Origin of the sequence: Advenella kashmirensis W13003, assembly GCF_000506985.1 — a bacterium.
GTDB lineage: Bacteria > Pseudomonadota > Gammaproteobacteria > Burkholderiales > Burkholderiaceae_B > Advenella > Advenella kashmirensis_A.
The window spans coordinates 357,878-379,246 of the sequence record NZ_KI650982.1; the positions used below are offsets into that span (position 1 = coordinate 357,878).

Here is a 21,369-nt window from a genome sequence, read left to right on the forward strand (position 1 = left end):
TTTGGGGATTTTTTAATTAACAGGCGCGCTGCCGCTTTGGGTTACGATTCCAGTTCGTCCAGAAACGCAAGAATGGCTTCACCATAGGTGTCCAGCTTGTGCTGCCCGACCCCGTTGACTTGTGCCAGATCACCGAGCGTGGCCGGTTCCATCTCGGCGATTTCAGCCAGGGTGGCGTCGTTGAAAATGACATAGGCCGGAACGCCATGTTCCTTGGCGATGTTGCGGCGCCACTGCCGCAGACTTTCGAACCGCTTTTCTGCGGCCTGCGACAGGTGACGGATTTCGCGCTTGCCACGCGGCATGATATTGCGTGACCGCGCAGAAGTGCGTTCCGATTCCTTGCGCATCATCAATGTCTGCTCGCCCTTGAGCACGGACCGGCTTTTTTCCGTGAGTGTCAGCGTGCCGTAACCATCGCCATCGACCGTGACCACATTGCCCGCCATCAATTGACGCAGCACACTGCGCCAGCCCTGCTCGGAAATATCCTGGCCGATGCCGAACACCGACAAGGTGTCATGCGAATGCAGCGTCACTTTTTCGGTGCGCTTGCCGCGCAGAATATCAATCAAATGCCCGGCCCCATACCGCTGGTCGCGTTCGCGATGCAGCCGATAAATGGCGGACAGGATTTTTTGCGCTGCCACAGTGCCGTCCCAGGTTTGGGGCGGCGTCAGGCACACATCACAATTGCCGCAAGGCTTTGATGGCTGGCCGAAATAGGCCAGCAAACGGGTACGTCGGCACTGCACGGTTTCACACAAGGCCAGCATGGCATCCAGTTGTGTACTGGAACGGCGCTTGAAAAATTCGTCTCCTGTGGAATCATCAATCATTTTGCGCTGCTGCACCACATCCTGCAGGCCATAGGCCATCCACGCCGTGGCAGGAAGCCCGTCACGACCGGCGCGGCCGGTTTCCTGGTAATAGCCTTCCACCGACTTGGGCAAATCGATATGAGCAACAAACCGCACGTCGGGTTTATTGATACCCATGCCAAATGCAATAGTGGCAACCATGACCACGCCGTCTTCACGCAGAAAGCGCGCCTGACGCTGTGCACGCAATTCGGCTGGCAGACCCGCATGATAGGCCATGGCATCAATGCCTTCCCGGCACAGAAATTCGGCCGTGTCCTCGGTCTTGTTGCGCGACAGGCAATACACAATGCCCGAGTCGCCCGCATGCTCTTCCCGCAGAAAAGCCAGCAGCTGGCGCCGCACATCGCTTTTTTCGACAATCACATAGCGGATGTTCGGACGATCAAAACCCGCCACAAAATGACGCGCCTGGGTCAGGCCCAGGCGTTGTGCAATTTCATCGCGGGTTTGCGGCGTGGCGGTCGCCGTGAGCGCGATACGCGGCACATCCGGCCATTGCTCCTGCAGACGCGACAGGCCCAGGTATTCGGGCCGGAAATCGTGGCCCCATTGCGACACACAGTGGGCTTCATCAATGGCAAACAGGGCGATATGTCCGCGTTCCAGCAGCCGCAGGCAGCGATCAGTCAACAGTCTTTCAGGAGCGACGTAAAGAAAATCCAGTTCGCCGCGTACAAAGGCATTTTCCACTTCGCGGATGTCGTCCCATTCCTGGCTGGAATTGAGAAACGCCGCACGCACACCCAGTTCGCGCAGCGCGTCAACCTGGTCCTGCATGAGCGCGATCAACGGCGACACCACGATTGCCGTACCCGGCCGGATAAGGGCCGGCACCTGATAGCACAGCGATTTGCCCGCCCCGGTCGGCATCAGCACCAGCGCGTCGTGGCCCGCGACCAGATGTTCGACAATGGCCTGCTGTTCCCCACGAAAGGAATCGTAACCAAAAACACGTTTCAGGACAGACAGCGGCGAGGAGGAATCAGACACAGGGAAATCAGACACTAAAAATAAGGCCGGCAAAACAAACCGGTAATGAATTGACAAGATTTAAGCCGGGACGAATATGGCAGGGCCGTCCGGCAAACGATGAATACCATTATAATCGCTATACCGTTACGGAGAGATTGATATGAAAATCACACATATGCTGACTGGCGCTACAGGCTGTCTTCTCGCCTTTGCTGCCCAGTCTGCGCTGGCAAAAATTCCGGTCTATGTCTTTGGCAATACCCCAAACGACCCGATCGGCACCTATATCACGGCACAAGTCAGGAATCAGATTGCCAACTCGCCCACGCTCACCCTGGTAAACGACATGAACCAGGCTGTCGCCAGGGTCAATCTGCAAGGCGCTGACCCCACCCGCGAGGGCCGGTTTACCGCCCTGGCCGAAAATATTGACATCGTCAATGCGGCGTCTCCTGTCAACCCATGGTTGAATATCCAGCAGCACATCCGGATCTGCCTGTCCGAGTCCAGTGGCAATTGCGCAAACACGATTGTAAATGACCTGACGACCGTGGCCCAGCAATATGGCCCTGCCCTGCAGCAAAAACTGGGCAGATAGGCACGCCGCCAGATAACATTGCCGCCTGCGGCGGCGATATACTGTCGTAACGATTCACACAATACCGGGCCCCTCGGCCCGCAACGCATCAGATTATGAAAATTGGCATCGCCGGCGCCGGGCTGTTGGGGCGCATTCTTGCAGTGGTCCTGTCCCGCCAGGGACACCAGATTTCCGTTTTTGATCCCGCTGCATCCATCCAGGCACGAGGTGCCGCAGGCTGGACGGCGGCCGGCATGCTCAGCCCGATTGCTGAACTCGAAAGCGGCGACGCCGAGGTCTTCAATATGGGGGTGCGCTCAATCCAGCTCTGGTCGGAACTGGTTCCGCAACTAAGTCAGCCTGTGCAATTTTACGTCCGGGGCAGTCTGCTGGTGGCCCATCGTGGCGACGAAGGGGCAGCAGCAAGAATGATATCCCTGCTGCAGACCAAAGCACCACAACATGCGCGCCCACAGACGCTCACACGCGACCAGTTGCAGACCCTGGAACCCTCGATCCAGGGTCCGACTCATGCCTGGATGCTGGAAAACGAAGGGCAGATTCATACCGTGCAGGCCATGCAGGCGCTGGCCGAGTCGGCAGAGAACACCACCTGGCATTGGGGCAGCCCCGTCATTTCGCTCAAACCCGGCCAATTGCAAACGGCGCAGGGCGTGCATAGCTTCGACTGGGTCTTTGATGTGCGCGGCACCGGGGCCCGGGAGCGCCCTCATGCCAATAGTCATCAACTTAATTGCCGCAATGTGCGCGGTGTACGTGGTGAGATTTTCTGGCTGCAGAGCAGCGATCTGACGTTAAGCCGCCCGGTGCGCCTGCTGCATCCGCGCTACCGCGTCTATATCGTCCCGCGCGCCCCCGATACTGTTGTGGTCGGTGCCAGTGAAATCGAAAGCGAAGATCGCTCTCCTGTCTCATTGCGCAGCACGGTCGAATTGCTGACCGCCGCGCACAGCGTGCTGCCGGAACTGGCCGAAGCGCGCTTGATCCATACCGAGACCAATCTGCGCCCCGCCCTGCTGGACAATTTGCCGCGCATCGAGAGCGAAGACGGACTGACACGTATCAACGGATTGTTCCGCCATGGCTGGCTGATTGCGCCCGCCGTGGTTGAAAAGGCCCTACAATCAATATTTGAACCTGATTTCAATCTGATCCAAACGGCATGAGCGCAATTCATATTTCTGTCAACGGTACCGAACACACTGTCGCCAGCGACTGCACGCTGGCCCAGCTGGTTACCCGGCTGCAAAGCGAAGCGGGCCAGCCCGATGACCCGACAACCCTGGCCACAGCGCTTAATGAAGTATTTATTCCGCGGGCCAAACGGGACACTACGATTCTTTCCGAAGGCGATCAGGTATTCACATTCAGCCCCATCACGGGCGGATAAACTCGCCCTGTTTCATGACCATGACCTCATTTTCTATTGCCGATACGCTTCTGGAAAGCCGCTTCTTTCTGGGTACAGCCGGTTATCCTTCTCCGAAAGTATTGCAGGACGCCATCGCCGCGTCAGGCGCCGCCGTGATTACGGTGGGCCTGAAACGCCAGCTGACGCCCTCGGCTTCCGGTGGCGCAGGCACCGCGCTGGATAACTCTTTTTTCCAGATGCTCAAGGATTCGGGGCTGCACCTGCTGCCCAATACCGCGGGCTGCAAGACCGGCCGAGAAGCCATCACGCTGGCGCAGATGGCACGCGAAGTTTTTGGCACGCACTGGATCAAACTGGAAGTGATCGGCGACGACTATACGCTGCAACCCGACCCCATTGAACTGATCCGCGCTGCCGAAGAATTGGTCAGGGAGGGTTTTGAGGTCTTTCCGTATTGCACGGATGATCTGGTCACCTGCCGGCGCCTGCTTGACGTCGGCTGCCGTCTGCTGATGCCCTGGGGGGCGCCTATCGGCTCCGGGCAGGGGTTAACCAATCCGCACGCGCTGCGCACCCTGCGCGCACGTCTGCCAGACGTGCCGCTGATTGTCGATGCCGGGATCGGTTCGCCTATGGACGCGGTACAGGCCATGCAAATGGGCTACGATGCGGTATTGTTGAATTCGGCCGTCTCTCTGGCTCACGATCCGGTCAAAATGGCGCACGCTTTCAAACTGGCTATCGAGGCCGGGCGCATAGGCTTTGAAGCCGGTATCATGGCCAGACAGGATATGGCGGTGCCGTCCACGCAAGTCACCGGCCGGCCATTTTTGCTCTAAGACTTTCTCGGGCCCTTCGTACCACGCGTATTAAATCCCTTGGCTCATCTATGGGGACCGATAGCGCCGATCAAACCACGCTGATCTGCACGCGCGCCATATCAGGCGGGTAACAGCATGGCCGCCAGCGCATAGCCGGCCATCCCGGACAGCACCGCAAAGCCGGCGTTGCGCGTCAGCTTTACGCACACGCCGGCAGCCGCCAGCCCACAAAAGTAAGTCAGTACCGGCGTCAGACCGCGGGCCTCGTGCAAATCAGAATACACCACCACAACCGTCATACAGACCAGAAGCGCGGGTCCCAGAATCACAAACCGGCCCGAGGTCAAACGACCGAAGGCATTCGATTTACGCATCAGCAGAAACGGCAAGGCGCGGGTGAGCCAGGTGACAACGGCCATGACGAGAATGGCCAGCCAGAATTCAGTGTGTGCCATGACTGCCCTCTTTTGCTGAAGAATGATGTGTAGAAGACGACGTCTGACCCAACGCGGGTGCGGCTTCGCGCTTCGGTACGAAACACAGCCAGGCCGTTACCGCGCCGGCCAGAATGGCTGGCGTCGCCCCCGCAACGATCAGGCACAGTAACGTCACAATCGAAGCCATCAACAACGCGAACAGCATGGACCGCTTCACACTCAAAAGGGCCAGCGAAAAAAACAGCGCCACCAGGGCAAAACGCAAGGTCTGGTCGACCTGCGGAAATTGCGCAGTCAGCCCCGCGCCGGCCACCAGGCCAATGATCGTTCCGCCAATCCAGGACAGCCACGCGGTCATGCCCAGGCCCATATACCAGGCGTAGCGGCCTTGTTCGGGCTGATTGCCCATGGCATGAAACGCGGTGGCAAACACTTCGTCGGTCAGGAAAAAAGCGGCCTGCAGGCGCTTTTGCAATGTCTGGGGCAGCCACTTGACGATCAGCGGCCCATACAGAAGATGGCGTGCATTGAGCAGGCACACCATGGCAACGATGCCGGGCAACGGGGTGCCCAGCTTGATCGCGGCCAGAATAAAAAACTGCGAAGCGCCCGCGTAGACAAACACGGATACCAGCAAGGTCTCCCAGAACGACAGGCCGACCCCTTCTGCTGCAATCCCATAGGCCATGGCAACCGGCACATAGCCCATCAGCACCGGTACACCGGCACGCACGCCGCGCCAACCATCACGTATTACTCCCATCCTGACGACCTCTTTTATGACAGGATGCTATTACATCATACCCACTTGGCCAAATCCACAAAACCAGCCCGGCTTGCTGATACCGCAAGATGCATTACCAGAGAGACTCCAGATGCCACTAGACAGTACCAGGTAACTTCTGGACAGTACCAGGTGACTTCTGGACAGTGCGAGGCGAGCGCGAACAGCCTGCTATTCCCAGACAACCAGCAACTTGCCGGACTTGATCGGATGCGGCATGGTCTGGCTATGAATCCCGTAAGTCAGATACAGGTTCTCGCGCGTCAGCACCCGTTCCGGCGTATCGCAAACGACCAGCTCCCCGTCGGCCAGCAATGCAATACGGTCGCAATATTGCGCCGCCAGATTGATATCATGCACGATCACCAGAACCCCCACTTCGTCCTGGTGCGCCAGACCGGAAACGATCCGGAAAAATTCATGCTGGTGTTTCGGATCCAGCGCCGAGGTTGGCTCGTCCATCAGCAGATAGCGGGTTTCGGCATCGTGGCGGCGGGCCAGCAGTTGCACCAGCACGCGGGCAAACTGAACCCGCTGCTTTTCGCCACCCGAGAGCGTGACCCACGAACGATCGAGCAATGCCATCACGCCTGCTGTTTGCGCGGCATGCTGCAACAGGGCCGAGGCCTCGTCCGGATCCATTTCCGGAAAAGGATACAGCCCCATCTGAATGATTTCTTCGATCCCCAGATCAAACGTCAGGCCGCTGCCCTGGGGCAGCACGGCCCGCTGGCGTGCCTGCTCACGCACCGATTGCGATGCCGCCTCGCGTCCGTTGATGAAAATCGTGCCGGTATCCCGTGTATGCGCGTCCTGGCCTTCCTGCGCGAGAATGGACAATAAGGTGGACTTGCCCGCACCGTTGGCGCCGAGCAGCGCCAGCACTTCGCCGCGCCGGATATCAATGGAAACATTGCGCAAGACCTGGCGCTGACCGCGTGTCGCGCACAGGCCTTCGCCGCGCATGCATTGTGTTCGGGCGTTCATCGGACCGTCCTTTTAACCAGCAGCCACAAAAAAAACGGCCCGCCGATCAGACTGGTCACCAGCCCGATAGGCAGTTCGGCGGGAATGACCACGATCCGCGCCAGCCAGTCTGCCAGCACCAGCGCCAGGGCCCCGCCAGCAAGCGAAGCCGGCAGCAGATGACGATGATTTGCACCCATGATCATGCGCAGACAATGGGCCACGACCAGTCCGACAAAACCGATGCCACCGGTGACCGCCACCAGCGGCCCGACCAGCAATGCAATACCTACAATCAGGCGCCGGCGCAATTGCTTCATGGAAAAGCCAAGGTGGGTGACTTCACGTTCACCCAGCAGAAGCGCGTTGAGCGCTCTCCATTCCCGGCACAACAACACGCAAATCACAATCACCCAGGGGCCCAGCAGACCGATGGTACGCCAGTTGGCGGACGCCAGGCTGCCCATACCCCAGAACGTCAGATCACGCAATTGCGTATCGGTCGCGATATAGGTCAGCAGCCCGATCAGGCTGCCGGAAATGGCATTGATAGCAATGCCAGCCAGCAACAGCCCGGCCACGCCTGCATAACGCCGCCCCACCAGATAGGCCAGCCAGGTGCTCAGCAAACTCCCCGCAAAGGCAGCAAATGAAATGACCCAGAAACCGGCGGCGGTCAGCACAATCGCCGAAACCGCACCCAGCGCCGCTCCCGCCGACACGCCGATCAGGCCGGGTTCGGCCAGCGGATTGCGAAACAGGGCCTGCATGACCACGCCGGACAGCGCCAGGGCCGCACCCGTTATGATGCCGAAGACCACGCGCGGCAGACGAATGTCCATAAACACCTGACGCAACAATTGCGTCTCGTCTCCGGAACCGCCGCTGAGCACGGGCCACCACTGATGCAGCGGAATCACCACCGCACCACTGACGCTGCCTAAAATCACCGCTGCCACCAGAAGCAGCAGCAAAACAACAAAGGACTTTGCAACCCGACGGCCGCTCGCCCCGGCGCTACTTTGCATGACCGGCGGCCGCTTTCAGTTGCGAGATCGCGACACTGACGCGCGGCCCCATGCCCAGCGCCAGCAAATCATCCATCACCACAATGCGATTGTTTTTGACCGCGGGCGTAAAGGCAATGGCCGGATCGGCCTTGAATTTATCCATACCGCCAGCCGCTTCCAGTGAGCCCTTGGTGACGATAATCATTTCCGGTTTCAGGGCCAGCAGGCTTTCGGCCGACACCGGCTTGTAACCTCGCTGCGATTTAAGCACATTCTTAAGGCCGGCCAGTTCCATAATCGCGCTGGCCGTGGTGTCGCCACCCGCCATGAGTTTTGCGCCGGTGCGATTCAGGATCAGGACGGCACGATGGCTTTCGCTGGGCACCGCCTGCGCCTGTTGCAGCGTGGATTTGATATGCGTCGTGAGCGACTCCCCTTTTTCCGGCACGTTCAGTGCATCGGCGATCTGCGCTATGCGTTCGTAGAGGGAGTCGATCGACGGCTTATCCGAAACCGTCACCACATTCACCCCAACCGAACGCACTTTATCCAGCGCAGCCACAGGCCCGGCATTTTCCGATGCGATCACCAGATCGGGCTTGAGCGAAAGCACGCCTTCTGCCGGCACCGCGCGATAGTAACCCACGCGCGGCAACTTGGTCGCCGCTTCAGGGTACAGGCTGGACTGGTCATCGGCGACCAGTTTGTCCTGCATGCCCAAATCATAAATGATTTCCGTCACCGTCCCGCCAAGCGACACAATCCGCCGGGCATCAGCCGCAAGGGCCCCACCGCACACGGTGCTGGCCATCAACAGGGACAGCACACCAGCTACTACATTTTTTTTCATCGACGTCTTCCGTTGCGTGGGTCCTGACATACGATCACGCAGCCAGAGGCTGCTTGCAGAGCGATTCCAGCAGTGTACGCCACTCGCGGATTTCAGGCACGCCCGGTTTGCGCGCACCGAAGAATTGTACGATCTGTTCGCCGTCTTCCGAGAATCCTTCCAGCGAGGTGACCCAGCCATCTTCTGTCGGTTTGTTCACGATCCAGCTGGTATGGATCGCCGTCGTATTCAGATGCAGATTGAATTTCGGATCCAGAATATTGAACCAGGGACCGGTGCGCAGGAGTTTTTTGACCGGACCGGAATGGATCTGGATGATGCCCTTGTTGCCCACAAAGCACATAATCGGCAGTTCGCTTTCCGCCGCACGCTGCAGCATCACTTCGATTGCATCATTGTCAACCCGCTGCGCCAGATCTTCCCCCGCGCTTTCCAGCACTTTTACCCGGGGCAGATTCCATTTTTTCAGCAAACCGGCAAAGTCATGCGTATCGGTCATGGCAAGCCAATCGTCACGCAGGGAATCCGGTGCATCGGATGCATATTGTCTGGGTTCGGCAGGCGTGCGATCAACCGGCTCGGCTTGCGGATTCACGGCGCGAAACTCTGCGACCAGCGCGTCATACGCAGCCATGTCCGACGCGTCGGTACAATAGACCTTATGCAGCGCCATCCCGGCACCGTCAAAGAACTGAATACTTTTACGGCCGTTTTGAGAAACCGCCCAGGTGTATTTCCAGCTTGAGAAAAATATCCGCAAGTCAATATCGGCACCCAGCACCAGACCAACCGGTCCATTGCCCACTTTCACAGATTCGTAGCGGCCATGGCGCTCATGCACACACCATTCGTTACGTGTCAACAGCATGACTTCGCCCAGTGTCTGCAGTTTTTTGAAGATGGTCTGCGGCGTACCTTCCAGCAGAATCGCTTCAATATCGCCACATTGCGCGGCGACCAGTTCCATCTCGCTCACACCCAGTTTTTCTGCTGCGTTGCGCACACGCATTTTGGGTTCTTCCTGCAGCAAGGCGTCGTAGCGGGCCTTCAAATCATTACTTTGTTGTGTCATGAATATCTCTCTTATGGTCTTTAAACGGTTTCAACCGGACCGTGCAGCACGGTCCGGTTGATCTTCAAACTGCAGCAATCAGTATTGGTAACTGACCGACAGACGGACGTACCGGCCTGCTTCGGTGTAGTAGTCGACGGGGCGGGGCGTGGCCGCTGCGCCGGCAGTCGGCACGTTCAATGCATTCCAGTATTTTTTGTCAAACAGGTTGAACACGCTGAGCTGGAACTTGACTCCTTTCAAAGCAGCAGGCGACCACCAGCCATGAACGTCCAGTGTACCGTAGCCAGGCGCCTTGAAATCAGCGACTTTCACATCACCGCCAACCTCTGGATACTGCACTTTATCGCGTTTGTTGGCCAGTGTCCATACGGTTTCCGCCCCCCACTGGGCGGTCCGGTAGCCCAGCGCCAGCGTACCTTTGAGCGGGGCGACCGAGTTCAGATGCTGACCGGTTTCCAAGTCCTTTCCGACTGTCCAGGCAGCGGTCGCACGAGTGTAAAGATTGTCATTGATGTGCCAGTAGCCCATGGCCTCGGCACCGTAAATGCGGACGCGAGCCCGGTTGGCATACGTCGTAACGCCACTGGGATACAAGCCCTGTTGCATCATGGCGTAGAACGGTGAATCGGGACCCACCGGAACATCTTCATCAATAAAGTTCTTGTAGCGGGTTTCAAATATATTCAGAGAACCACCCACGGTCTGCCCCTTGGCCTGAAATCCCAGTTCCCAGCCACGGCTGCGTTCGGGTTCGAGATCGGGATCGCCCTTGCGCATATAATTGGCAGGCGATCCATATTGCAGAAACAGTTCAGGCGCAGTCGGCGCGCGATAGCCATAACCGTAACGGGCCGTCACGCTGTAGATGTCCGAGGCATTCCAGACAAATTCGAGCGAGGGCGACACCTGGTTGCCACTGCGATTGCGCAATTCGCTTTCGTAGCCATTTTGGTTAGACGTGAATCCACCGCCTGTTTTGGGTTTGCGCGACCAGCTGTCGTAACGCAAGGCGGGCGTCAGCTCGAACTGCCCGTCGCTCAAGATGAATGCATGACTGGCAGACAGCGACAGGTCACGGCTTTTGACTTCTGGCGTATCTCCCTGGTTCGAATGCAGGAAGTCGCAAGTGCGCGGACCCATGATTGCGGGCAGGCGCGGCGGCACGACCGGGCAATTATCGACGCCTGCGGAATATTGCTCGTAAGTATCGTCGGCAAAGGTGCCAGCCAGCATCCAGTGGCCGCGCAATGCAGCGTCTCCCCAATAGCCGCCCGCACTCAGATTGGCTCCCCAGCCTTTTTGTTCAATACTGTTATTGCGCTCGTAGCGACCGCTGGGATAGCCATACATGAATGGGTCGCCAGGTATAGCGAAGGCACGACCATCTGTTTTACGAAACGCATGCTGATTGTTCTCAACCTTGGTTCTGCTCCAGTACAGTTGAATTCCGGCCTGATCCAGCGCCGAATAGTTTTGTGTTGATTTGTAGTTATATTCAGCCCACAGGCGATCACGCTCCAGACGCTCATTCGCATCATTGTCACCAATCGCATAGGCTGAGGTGTTCTGGTCATGCATCTGGTCAATATCGCGATCCAGGCGGAACGTGCTTGCGCCCAACCCCAGGGTATGGCCCGGCGCCAGTTCATGTTCAAGCTTTAAACCCACGTTCTTGCTGGTGTAATCGGCCGGATTCATTTTGGTACGCGTCGCACCATAGCCGCCGATATCTCCACTGTTTTTCGCTTCATGTCCCGTGCGGATGCCATACTGCAGCAACATCTTGGTGGATGCCCCCAGACGGGCTGCCAACGCCATGTCACCACCAATGCTGTCATCCGCTCCGTCATGGGTTCCCTTAAAGAAAAAGCCGATGTCTTTGCCATCGCTCAACAGATCATCCGGACGCAGACCGCGCAACATCACGGTACCCGTCAGCGATGATGCATTCCCTGCACCGGCCCCACGCACGACATCCACCGCCGACAGCGTATTGAAATTGACTGACTCCAGTCCACCCTTGACGCCACGGCTGCCATCATTGAGCCACGGCAGCGGAATGCCATCTTCCAGGATGCGTACCCGATTGCCATCCAGCCCCCGCATATTGACACTGCGATTGGCCCGGTTGAAGTCCAGACCGGGGATCAGCCGTCCCAGATCAGACCAGTTCTGCACCTGTTTGTCGCGGATTTCGGCCGCCGACGTGGTGGTTGCCCAACTGGCAGATGCCAGTTCATTCTGAGCCTGCACCGTTGCCAACCGTGGCACTGCGTAGTTCGCATCTCCTTGCGCCCCCGCTGCGCTGCCCGTGCCCGAAACGGCCTGCCCGAAAGCAACGCCGGTACTGCAAATCAGTGACGCAAGCAAAGTGAGGCGAAATGACGAAGAGGAGATTTTTTTCATATGCGAGAAGGAGAATAGATGTAAATGCGGAACCGAATAACACAGATCTCTTGTGCTGCACTGGCGGGCCGGATCGCCTGCTACTGGCAATGCGCAAAAGATACACATTGAAATAATTGAAACGAAAGAGTACTACTAATAAGAATAATTATCAATACCATTTCTATTTAATTGGAAATATCGTCTCGTTTCGGTCACACTTGTCTTCGTTATGGCTGAATCTGTCTGCTCTTCGCAAAATGACAGGACACACGATACCCCGGCATTACGGCCGGTGGTATTCTCCGGTCATGATTGGCGAACCCACGGGCGAGCCGCCAGCCAGGTTGAGTCCCTTTGTCATGAATATGGAAGATGAAATTCGACAGGCGCTTCCGCGCTGGCTAACCGCCCGAATACAAGCCCTCGGGTGCGCTGCGTGGTGTTGCCTGCCGTCCGGCATCAGGGGCCGCGTCGGTTTTCGCTTGCGGAGTCGCGATCGTGGGCGCCCCAGACCGCAAGCCTGAGACGGCCGGATCCTGCGGCACAGAGGCACCCAGGCTGCGCAACAGCGCCTGATACTCGCGATTCTGGCGCAGCGTCTGCCGACCCGCTTCGATCAACGCATCGACATCATGACGATTGACCGTAAACAGCGTGGGAATGCGCAGCAAGTGGTGCCGGGACACCGATAAATCACCGGGTGCGTCCCGCAGGCTGACCGGCACCACATGCAATTTCGCATCGGGTGCCAGCACCGCCTGCAACTGGGGGTTCAGGGATTTTTTCAGTGTGTCCCATTGCCTGCCTGTATCTTCTACCATTTGCATGGTTTCTTTTGTAACCCGGCCGGACGTGCTGAACATGATCGTATCGAACACTTCCGACAAGGTTGGAACGTTCTCGCTTTTGTCGATGTTCACGCTGGGATCACGTTCGGCATTGACCACCATAAACACTACTTTTTTAACAGTCCCCCTGCTGATGCGACCACGCCGCAACTGACCGACGCCCAGCGTGACCCGATCCAGCAGGCTGCGCACGCCCAAGTTATCCGACAGGCCACCATCGACCAGATGAATATAGGGCCGGTTTTTGCTGTCAAGATAGCCCAGGACATCCGAACGATAGGCGCGCAGCCGGTAATTGCCCTGCAGACGGGACACCTCTTCGCGTTTTTTGGCTGAATACTCGCACTGCCCGGCGTAATTTTTCAGGGTGAGCGGCGACAATACAATCGGGACGGCAGCCGACGAGGCAACCGCAAACGAGAGCGGCACCTTGCGGATATCAGCGCACAGAGTCGCAAACTGGTCGGGTGAAAACTCAAAACTCGTGCCCTGCGACAGATCCGTCGCCAGCACAATCAGATCCGCGTGCGGATTGCGATATAAGTCCTCATAAGTCTTGCCATCATAAAGAATATCCAGTTTTTGCGCCAGAACATGACCGCGCCCAAGCTTGGGCGACACTGCGGCCGCATAATTCTGAGGATTGAAAATGGCCGAGACCAGGCTTTGCTGGAAGTTTTTGTAAAGATAATCGTTTTTGAAGGCCGAAAAGGTTTTATTGCCGTTCAATGCATAATACGTTGCCACAATACTGCCGCCCGACACCCCGCGCAGCACGTCCACCTGGCTCAGCAAGGTCTGGTCGTGACCATTCCAGCGGATGTGCGTATCGGCCAGTTCCTTGAGTACGCCATAGCCAAATGCGGCGGCCCGTGCCCCGCCCCCGGAAAAACTCAACACGAACACAAAGGACGGGTCGGTTCTTTCATTCAGCCGGGCGCTGTCCACGCCCGTATCTTTTGTTCCCGCCGGCAACGCAGGATTGCGCCACGGTGTGAGCGAGGTGCACCCGGCAAGCGCCGCCAGCAGCAGAACAAGAAAGCGTTTTCGCATGTGCATGAGAGACAGCCCGGCCGGAAAATGGAATTCAGGCAGATCATACCGCGTCATCACATCTCACGCCAGCTTGCCGCTTGGCGGCTATCAGGCGGCTTCGCCTGGACGATTTATTTAATTACACCGCAAACCATGCGGCCGCCGCCCCCGCCCAGTGCCTTGGGATGGTCCGAATAATTATCACCGCCTTCATGGATCATGAGCGCATGCTGCTGCACATCGGACAAGGCTTTGAGTCTGGGCGCGAGCACCGGATAGGTAGCAGAGCCGTCTTCGGCCACAACCAGTCCCGGTAGATCACCCAGATGTCCGTTGTCACTGTATGGGCCTTCATGCTTGCCGGTTTTTTTGGGATCCAGATGACCACCTGCGGCCTGGGCCGGGACTTTTTTGCCATCCTTTTCGGCAGCATCACAACTGGCATTTTCATGAACATGAAAACCGTGCACGCCGGGCTTGAGGCCTTTCAGATCAGGCGTAAAAAGCAGACCATAAGGCGTTTCGCTAATCGTGACTTCCCCCACCGCCTTGCCTGCACCCGATTCGGTCGCTTCATTAAGGGTTACTTTCAGATCGGCAGCGTGGGCAAAAGCAGAGGCGCTCATGCCCAGCAGGCCTGCCAGAAACAATGTATTCATTTTCATCGCAAACTCCTGTGTGAATAACAATCGTCATCATGAAAAGTTAACACTCAACACGCCATCATGAAATGACTGTTTCATTTGCTTAAATCTGGATGCAACCGGGTCATGAATGATGCTCCTGGATTTTATCGGCTCGCGTATGCGGCAAAAAACGCCAGAAAATAACAGCAGAAACAAGACCGAATCCGCCCGTCAGCGTGATACCCGCCCCCAGCGAGACCAGTGCGGTCATGCCCGAAAGCACAAAAGGCCCCGCGCTGGTGCCAACGTCGCTGATCAGGCGCCACAATCCCAGAAACTCGGTGCGACCATGAACCGGCGAGGCGTCTGCGCCCAATGTCATATTGATGCCCGAACCAAAGCCATTTCCCAGGCCCATCAGCATCGCCACGACAACAAACGGTATGGCGGTGGTGGTCAGGGGCATCAATGCGAATGCCGCACCCATAATCAGCGTACATGGCAGGGCCACCCAGAGCCGTCCCCATTCATCCATGATTTTGCCCGCCGGATAAAACATGATCATATCTGCGGCCGAGGAGATACCAAATATGACCGATGTGGCAGCCGGGCTCAGGCCGATATAATCGGCCCACAATGGAATGACAATCTGCCTGGCAGCGCGCATGGCACTAATCAGCATGACCGCCAGTCCCAGGGATAAGAAGACCGCTGCATGCTCGCTGGCTATCTGTCGCATGCGTGGCCGCATAACAGGCACATCCTGTACTTTGGGTTCGACTTCCAGATCGGGCATCAGCCAGGTCAGCACCGTCGCAGCGACCAGGGCCGCCACGCCCACCCAATACGCACCGGACAGTCCCATGAAATGCATGACGCCCGCCCCGGCAAACGGCCCGGCAAACATGCCGATACGATTGACGCCGCCCAGAATGGACAAGGCGCGGGCCCGCATATAAAACGGCACCGCCTCGATCATATAGGTTTGCCGGGCAAGAAAAAAGACGGAAGTCGACACCCCGATCAATAAGGCGGCCAGCGCCAGCAACCCGGTATGTGTCGCAAAAATACACAAAAACAAGGCAATGATCGTAATGAACGACGCCCCCAGCAGCGCCCGCCGTTCGCCGATGCGCGCCGTAATCAATGCAGCGGGGATATTGGCTGCCAGAGAACCCAGCCCGATCAGAGCAATGATCAGGCCCGCCAGCGCGGGCGTTGCACCCATATCACGCGCTGTCAACGCAATGACAGGCAATATCGCCCCGTTGGCAAAACCGAAAAGCAGCGAAGGGCCGTAAGCAGGAATGGCAATGCTTTTTAAACTGAAACTGCTGTCTGCCATGTAACGCCCTTGCTCATATTTGATGATGTAGCAACATTTTACTCCCACGGCCCACGACAGTGGCGGGGAAAGACGGCCCGGTCAGCTCAGGCAAACCGGCCTGAGCTGACCTCTGGTGCCAGGATCAGTGCGTGACCGACTTTGAAAAAAGCTGAATAATCACAATGCCGCCCGCAATAAACAACATGCCGATAATCGCGGGCAGATCAAGCCGTTGCTTGTAAAACAGAAACGACATGATCGACACCAGAAAAATGCCCATCCCACCCCAGATTGCATATGCAATACCGATGTTCATCGTTTTAACAACTTGCGACAGGCCATAGAATGAGATGGAGTAGCCGATGACCACGATCGCGCTGGGCACGAAGCGCGTAAAACCGTCGGATGCCTTCATCATCGTTGTGGCAAGCGTCTCTGCACAAATGGAGATGGCTAGAATCAGATAGATATTGAGCATATGACCTTCAGACACAAAAAGTATTTATACAGATTATATATTCTTAAAATGGCAGAACATTTAATTGCGTGTAAAGGTGACCAAGCGCGCATTTGGTTTACAACAGGCTGATCGAAATATCACAGCGAACTATCACGGGACCGTCAACATTTGCGCCGGACAATAAAAAAGCCGCTACTCTATAAGCTAGCGGCTAAGATATTCTTTCTACAAGAGTTTCCTGGTGGGCTGGGCGAGACTCGAACTCGCGACCAATGGATTAAAAGTCCACTGCTCTACCGACTGAGCTACCAGCCCAGGAAAGAAAAAGATTATGACGGAATCGGTGGGCCCTGTCAATACTTTTTGCATAATTGCGACAAAGAAATGTCAAATTTTTCCATGTCGCATTCTTGATAGCCCCTGACACAGCAGAACAACGATCTGTGTCAGGCACCGGTACTTTAACGCTCGCGCGAAATACGAACTTCGGCGCCGCGCCGTTTGACTTCAAGCCCGTCGGACTGCAGGATCTTCAACCCCTCCAGACCCTTGATGTAGCTGGAACCCTGCATCTGCATGACGCGAATTTTATTGCGCATGACCACCGGGTTATGCATGGGCATGCCGAACATCCACACTTCATCCAGAATGCGTGCGGAGTTGAACTCACCCATATGGCGAATGGCAGGACCCAGACACAGCATATGGCCTTCCCGTCCGAATACAGGCACGGAGTCAAGCGCACAATCAATCGTCAGCACCTGACCGCCTTCGTAACGCTGGTTCAAGTTCAGATCCCACCAGGCATCACCCTCTGGCAAATACACGTTCACCGATGCGCCCGGCTGCAAAACCGGCGCTACCAGCAACGCAGGACCCAGCATAAATTGCTGGTCCCACTCACGGGCCCTGGCGTCATCCGGATAGGCCAGTGCCATCATGCGTTGCGCCGGCAGACCGGTACGGACCGCGTCTTCGATAACGCCGTTGATATAGGGGATCAGACGATAGCGCAGTTGCAGCAAGGTCGTAATTTTTTCCTGCACATCTTCCGGGTAGGCGCCGGGCAGAAGCGCCGGCGCTGCCTGGAAGGTAAAGCCGGCAGAAAAGACACACAGACCCAGCATGCGCAAATAGAGCTCGGCATCCAGTGGCTTGTTGTCGGTCAGCTGTAACGGGTTCCCCAGATCATGCGTGACCGCGACTACACCACTGGCCTGCATGGACAAGGCGTGACGCAACCATTGCGTAAGGCCATCCCAGTCATTGCCGGCTGGCGGCGTTTTTTGCCAGGCAACACGTTGCACTGCCATGATCAAATCGGTTGAAGGTACCACGCCTTCGGTCGGCGTTTTGTTCATGGAGACGGCATCGAACAGCGCATGACGCAGCAGCAATGGATACAGTTCCCTGAGGAGTGCCCCGGTTTCACCGTTGCGCGCATTGACGCCGTCGGGAATATCCAGCGCAAAGGCGCTATGAAACGCTCCCACGCCTTCGTCCACCATCTGATGATGACGTTCGACCCAGAATGCATACGCATCCTTGTAGGTCAGGTCAAGCAGGCCAAAACGCACATTGCCATTTTCGGGCACACCGTCAAAAACAAACGCTGCGCCCTCATCGTCGGTCAACAGCCAGCCGCGATCTTCGAGGTCATCGAACAGGACAGAATCGCGTGGTACGCCCGGGAAGGACGGAACGCTGATTTCAAATGATTTTTCACGCAGGCTCCCGAGCGTGCGACGCGCATCATCCATGCGATCGGCATCCCATTCAAGAACCAGCTTGTCTGCCTGAAAATGCACCATGGAAGGCTGGGCGAATGCCAGCACATCGAACGGCACTTGCGCCTCGCGCAAGGCTTCGGCCTGGGCTATAAATTCAGGTGTTGACTGACCTGGCTGCTGCGCCAGCCACGCACCCATCGCCCATAGGGGTGGCTGCCCGGCGCGACCAGTCAGCGAGGAATACTGATTGAATATTTCCGGCACCTCTCCGGCGAACAGGAACAGGTCGAAGACGGGACCATCAACAAAAATCTGATACGTGTCGGGGTTTTCGTCAGTACCCGGATCGTGCATGACCCGCTCAAGCGAATTGACGTAAATGCCCCAGCCTTTGGGATTCCAGGCAAACGGCAAATAGCGAAAGTCATTCAGGTCAGAGACCAGTTCCACACCCCGGCGATTGAAGTCGCCCGCGGTCTCGCCCAATCCGAAAACAGGCTCGTTCTCGGGCAGGTCGAACATGACGGACCAATGCGCAGGCTGCTCGCCCTCGGCCTCCATGACCAGCGGCGTTTCAAAATCGTCATCGGTACGCAGGATACACGTATCACCGCGGTACAACGCCATGCTAAGGGGGCTTTTGCTGATCACCAGGGAGACGTCGCCCTGCGTAAAGCGCCAGCCGGATTCGTCAAGCAGCGATTCGGTGAGCATTTCACCAATCCGCTCTTCGCGTGCGATAGTCAGCGCCTGACGCTGTTTTTGCCGCGCGGTCTGCTTTTCTTCGGACAGCCTGTCGGGCAACCCTGCCAGAATCCTGAAAACGCCCGGCCCATTGGCCTCGATGCGCAACAATAAATCGGAGTCCGTGGAAAACTCGGCATGCGTTGCATGAGCGGACTTGAATACAAGACGATCAAATTGAATCACGTGAGTTCTTTTCAGTGAGGGGAAAACACCGGTACAGGAGCAACGGGGAAGAGATTCCCTAAAAACGTTTATTTTGACTCATTTAGCAGACAAAATAAAATCAATTCCGCCTTTTGCCTAAAAAAGCAGACCAAACCCCGGCCTGCGACAGGGTTATTTATTCCTAGCGTGGCGCCACTGCCTGCAGCAAATCGCGTTCCAGCGGAACAGGTTCGCCTTCAAGCATAGCCGCAATCACATCGCCGGCAAGTGCAGACCAGGTCAGGCCATGCGACGCATAGCCACAAGCCAGCCACAAGCCGGGGGCATGGCGCACTGCACCGAAAGCGGGCAGCCGCCCCCGGATGACCGCCCGCGTACCGGACCATCCCGTAAAGACCGGAGGTGCATCCCGATCTGGCACCGCAGACGAACCCCCGGTTTGCATGGATTGCCTGCCCTTGTCACCCGGGGACACCCGCCGGGCGCCGTCAGGCCCGGTACCGGCCTCCGCAAGCGCCGCCGAGACGGACTGCAGCACATCCCGATCCAGCGCCGGGGCGAGCTTGTCCACGATCTGTTTTTGCCCCTGACGACTGATTCCCCCGGCAGACAGTTCGCGCTCATAGGTACTTCCCACGACACACACCCCCGCCACAGGGGGCAGAAAATAGCCTTCGGCCCCCACAACCGCCCCAGGCACTTGCGTCAGCATAGTGCGTGGTACATGCATCACCTGTCCGCCCAGGGTATCCATGGACATGACGATGGGCATGCTCTGCTCGACCCGTCCTGACTTGAGCGTGCGCTGCTCCAGTCCGCTTCGAGCCAGCAACGCAGGCGTTTGCGCGGCTGCGGCCAGAATGACGGTGTCGCATTCGGCCACCGTTACAGCCGCGCCCTCCCGTGATGCATGGAGCCGCCACCCTTGTGGCCCTTTGTCGAGTCTGTCGACCTGCAAGTCATGGCAGTGAATCGCAGGATGGGCCAGCAACGCCCGGATCAGATTCGGCGGCGAGACGGTCATGCCTTTGGCGAAAAACGCCCCCTGGCGAGCAACCGCAACGCCTGTGAGGTCCTGCGACTGTCCGGGGGCAAGCAAGGTGACCCACCCTTGCGGATAGCCCCGGGCCTGCACCGCCTGCAGCAGATCGCGCGCATGACCCTTGCTGCGCGCCAGCTCCAGCGTGCCGCTGCGATAAGGAATCACATCGGCACCAAAACCCGCCCAGCGCTGGTGGGCCCGGTAGACCCCCGCCCGGCTCAGACGTGCCTTGAAATTATCATCAACAGAAATAAGCGGCGTCAAAGCGGCGGCCACATGCCCTGCCTGCGGCCCGGGCTGCCCCGTCGCCAGCGCCGGATCCGTCACGTGCACCTGCCAGCCGCGCAGCGCGAGCGCGTGCGCCACCCCAGCCCCGGCCAGACCGCCGCCAACCACCCAGGCCACGCGAGCGCGCTTCGCCGACGGTTTGGCAGGTCGATGCAAATGAGCCGCCATCCATTGCCAGGTCCCGTTCACCTGCTGAATATCGAGCTGTCTGGCTCCCTTGTTCCGGATTGCCTGCGCCAGCTCTCCAACAACATCCTGCGGCGCCAGCACGAACGCATTGGGCGCGGCCAGGCGCACCATCGCGTCCGCGTAGTGCATGACATGCGCCAGCGGACTGGCAGATTCAACAATAAACAGATCGACTGTTGCCACCAGTTGCGGGAGGGTAAGCGACAGCGGGCCGACCAAACGCGTGACGGTCAGGCGCGATGAAGCGTCATCAGCGCGATGTACACCCGGCAGCAAAGACACACCATCGGCATCGCGTGGCGCAAGCAACGACGCCAGCCGGTCCCGATCATTGGCAACCGCAAGGCGCGAGCGGCGCGCCTGTGCTGGTCGCGTACCGCCGGGCACCGGATCGGCGCTTGCAGTATCTGCTACATGTCCGCGATAGTCTTCAAAAAACACCAGGTGCAGCCGTGCCCGGGTGGGTGCATGCTGTTGCCAGTGAGCCAGGAGCGCCACTGCGTCATCAAGGCAATGGGTCGTCAGCACCACCGCAGTAAAAGTCGTCTCCTGTCGCAGACTGTCGTCCAGACGCGCCAATGCCTGTCCAAGCGCAGCATTGAAGACTGTCCTCGCACGACTCATTCCCGTTTCCCTCTCCAGCAATCAGACCGCTGCATGCCTTTATCAGCCGGCGCAGCGCCTGCGTCACGACTTCGTCGCGCCATATACACAAAGAATCCCCGGAATGTCGGCAATGCGAACCCGGGCAA

General features: G+C 57.7%; 18 protein-coding genes and 1 tRNA gene. 4 read left to right on the forward strand and 15 right to left on the reverse strand.

The annotated features are described in order from the left end of the window. Positions 1–41: 41 nt before the first annotated feature. A complete protein-coding gene (gene recQ, locus W822_RS43685; protein WP_024007136.1) occupies positions 42–1,874 on the reverse strand; it encodes a DNA helicase RecQ in 1,833 nt (610 codons plus the stop codon). A gap of 142 nt (positions 1,875–2,016) precedes the next feature. On the opposite strand from recQ, the gene W822_RS43690 reads away from it, so the two are divergent. From W822_RS43690 to W822_RS43705, 4 genes are all read left to right on the forward strand, one after another. Further along, on the forward strand, positions 2,017–2,454 hold the full coding sequence (locus W822_RS43690; RefSeq protein ID WP_024007137.1) for a hypothetical protein: 438 nt from the start codon (positions 2,017–2,019) through the stop codon (positions 2,452–2,454). A 95-nt stretch (positions 2,455–2,549) separates the two neighbouring features. Further along, positions 2,550–3,623: an FAD-dependent oxidoreductase gene (locus W822_RS43695; protein ID WP_024007138.1), complete on the forward strand. Its 1,074-nt coding sequence runs from the start codon at positions 2,550–2,552 to the stop codon at positions 3,621–3,623. Further along, positions 3,620–3,847: a sulfur carrier protein ThiS gene (thiS, locus tag W822_RS43700; RefSeq protein WP_024007139.1), complete on the forward strand. Its 228-nt coding sequence runs from the start codon at positions 3,620–3,622 to the stop codon at positions 3,845–3,847. Before W822_RS43695 ends, thiS begins: the two co-directional genes overlap by 4 nt. A gap of 20 nt (positions 3,848–3,867) precedes the next feature. Then, complete coding sequence (locus W822_RS43705) at positions 3,868–4,668, forward strand: thiazole synthase (protein WP_024007140.1); 801 nt, start codon at positions 3,868–3,870, stop codon at positions 4,666–4,668. Positions 4,669–4,769: 101 nt separating this feature from the next. On the opposite strand, the gene W822_RS43710 is transcribed toward W822_RS43705, so the two are convergent. The 14 genes from W822_RS43710 to W822_RS0124110 all read right to left on the reverse strand — a co-directional run bounded on the left by W822_RS43710 (position 4,770) and on the right by W822_RS0124110 (position 21,241). Then, the gene (locus W822_RS43710) at positions 4,770–5,105 is read right to left on the reverse strand and encodes an AzlD domain-containing protein (RefSeq protein ID WP_024007141.1); all 336 of its coding nucleotides are present in this window, start codon (positions 5,103–5,105) and stop codon (positions 4,770–4,772) included. Then, complete coding sequence (locus tag W822_RS43715; RefSeq protein WP_024007142.1) at positions 5,092–5,850, reverse strand: AzlC family ABC transporter permease; 759 nt, start codon at positions 5,848–5,850, stop codon at positions 5,092–5,094. Before W822_RS43715 ends, W822_RS43710 begins: the two co-directional genes overlap by 14 nt. 192 nt (positions 5,851–6,042) lie before the next feature. Next, positions 6,043–6,858: a heme ABC transporter ATP-binding protein gene (locus W822_RS43720; protein ID WP_253272345.1), complete on the reverse strand. Its 816-nt coding sequence runs from the start codon at positions 6,856–6,858 to the stop codon at positions 6,043–6,045. Beyond that, the gene (locus tag W822_RS43725; protein WP_024007144.1) at positions 6,855–7,865 is read right to left on the reverse strand and encodes a FecCD family ABC transporter permease; all 1,011 of its coding nucleotides are present in this window, start codon (positions 7,863–7,865) and stop codon (positions 6,855–6,857) included. The genes W822_RS43720 and W822_RS43725 overlap by 4 nt, the downstream gene beginning before the upstream one ends. Beyond that, the gene (locus W822_RS43730; RefSeq protein ID WP_024007145.1) at positions 7,855–8,697 is read right to left on the reverse strand and encodes a heme/hemin ABC transporter substrate-binding protein; all 843 of its coding nucleotides are present in this window, start codon (positions 8,695–8,697) and stop codon (positions 7,855–7,857) included. The genes W822_RS43725 and W822_RS43730 overlap by 11 nt, the downstream gene beginning before the upstream one ends. Positions 8,698–8,731: 34 nt before the next feature. Continuing rightward, complete coding sequence (locus W822_RS43735) at positions 8,732–9,769, reverse strand: hemin-degrading factor (protein WP_024007146.1); 1,038 nt, start codon at positions 9,767–9,769, stop codon at positions 8,732–8,734. A 78-nt stretch (positions 9,770–9,847) separates the two neighbouring features. Beyond that, positions 9,848–12,178, reverse strand: coding sequence for a TonB-dependent hemoglobin/transferrin/lactoferrin family receptor (locus W822_RS43740; RefSeq protein WP_051401849.1), 2,331 nt, complete (start codon positions 12,176–12,178; stop codon positions 9,848–9,850). 383 nt (positions 12,179–12,561) lie between these two features. Then, complete coding sequence (locus W822_RS43745; protein ID WP_051401850.1) at positions 12,562–14,118, reverse strand: patatin-like phospholipase family protein; 1,557 nt, start codon at positions 14,116–14,118, stop codon at positions 12,562–12,564. A 56-nt stretch (positions 14,119–14,174) separates the two neighbouring features. Next, positions 14,175–14,708 carry a superoxide dismutase family protein gene (gene sodC / locus W822_RS43750; RefSeq protein ID WP_024007149.1) on the reverse strand — a complete coding sequence of 178 codons (534 nt, stop codon included), beginning with the start codon at positions 14,706–14,708 and terminating at the stop codon, positions 14,175–14,177. 103 nt (positions 14,709–14,811) lie between these two features. Continuing rightward, positions 14,812–16,014, reverse strand: a complete 1,203-nt coding sequence (locus W822_RS43755) for an MFS transporter (protein WP_024007150.1) — start codon at positions 16,012–16,014, stop codon at positions 14,812–14,814. Positions 16,015–16,138: 124 nt separating this feature from the next. Next, positions 16,139–16,474, reverse strand: a complete 336-nt coding sequence (locus tag W822_RS43760) for a DMT family transporter (RefSeq protein ID WP_024007151.1) — start codon at positions 16,472–16,474, stop codon at positions 16,139–16,141. Between the two features lie 221 nt (positions 16,475–16,695). Beyond that, positions 16,696–16,771: transfer RNA gene (locus W822_RS43765), tRNA-Lys, on the reverse strand. 146 nt (positions 16,772–16,917) lie between these two features. Then, positions 16,918–19,116: a glycoside hydrolase family 31 protein gene (locus W822_RS0124105; protein WP_031243626.1), complete on the reverse strand. Its 2,199-nt coding sequence runs from the start codon at positions 19,114–19,116 to the stop codon at positions 16,918–16,920. A gap of 163 nt (positions 19,117–19,279) precedes the next feature. Then, positions 19,280–21,241, reverse strand: coding sequence for an FAD-dependent oxidoreductase (locus W822_RS0124110; RefSeq protein WP_024007153.1), 1,962 nt, complete (start codon positions 21,239–21,241; stop codon positions 19,280–19,282). Positions 21,242–21,369: the final 128 nt, after the last annotated feature.

Coding starts and splice junctions, on each gene's coding strand:
- W822_RS43695 (WP_024007138.1), top strand. CDS start 2,550: ATGAAAATTGGCATCGCCGGCGCCGGGCTGTTGGGGCGCATTCTTGCA.
- W822_RS43755 (WP_024007150.1), bottom strand. CDS start 16,014: ATGGCAGACAGCAGTTTCAGTTTAAAAAGCATTGCCATTCCTGCTTAC.
- W822_RS43730 (WP_024007145.1), bottom strand. CDS start 8,697: ATGAAAAAAAATGTAGTAGCTGGTGTGCTGTCCCTGTTGATGGCCAGC.
- W822_RS43740 (WP_051401849.1), bottom strand. CDS start 12,178: ATGAAAAAAATCTCCTCTTCGTCATTTCGCCTCACTTTGCTTGCGTCA.
- W822_RS43735 (WP_024007146.1), bottom strand. CDS start 9,769: ATGACACAACAAAGTAATGATTTGAAGGCCCGCTACGACGCCTTGCTG.
- W822_RS43745 (WP_051401850.1), bottom strand. CDS start 14,118: ATGACGCGGTATGATCTGCCTGAATTCCATTTTCCGGCCGGGCTGTCT.
- W822_RS43690 (WP_024007137.1), top strand. CDS start 2,017: ATGAAAATCACACATATGCTGACTGGCGCTACAGGCTGTCTTCTCGCC.
- W822_RS43720 (WP_253272345.1), bottom strand. CDS start 6,858: ATGAACGCCCGAACACAATGCATGCGCGGCGAAGGCCTGTGCGCGACA.
- W822_RS43715 (WP_024007142.1), bottom strand. CDS start 5,850: ATGGGAGTAATACGTGATGGTTGGCGCGGCGTGCGTGCCGGTGTACCG.
- W822_RS43705 (WP_024007140.1), top strand. CDS start 3,868: ATGACCTCATTTTCTATTGCCGATACGCTTCTGGAAAGCCGCTTCTTT.
- sodC (WP_024007149.1), bottom strand. CDS start 14,708: ATGAAAATGAATACATTGTTTCTGGCAGGCCTGCTGGGCATGAGCGCC.
- W822_RS43760 (WP_024007151.1), bottom strand. CDS start 16,474: ATGCTCAATATCTATCTGATTCTAGCCATCTCCATTTGTGCAGAGACG.
- W822_RS43710 (WP_024007141.1), bottom strand. CDS start 5,105: ATGGCACACACTGAATTCTGGCTGGCCATTCTCGTCATGGCCGTTGTC.
- W822_RS43725 (WP_024007144.1), bottom strand. CDS start 7,865: ATGCAAAGTAGCGCCGGGGCGAGCGGCCGTCGGGTTGCAAAGTCCTTT.
- W822_RS0124110 (WP_024007153.1), bottom strand. CDS start 21,241: ATGAGTCGTGCGAGGACAGTCTTCAATGCTGCGCTTGGACAGGCATTG.
- thiS (WP_024007139.1), top strand. CDS start 3,620: ATGAGCGCAATTCATATTTCTGTCAACGGTACCGAACACACTGTCGCC.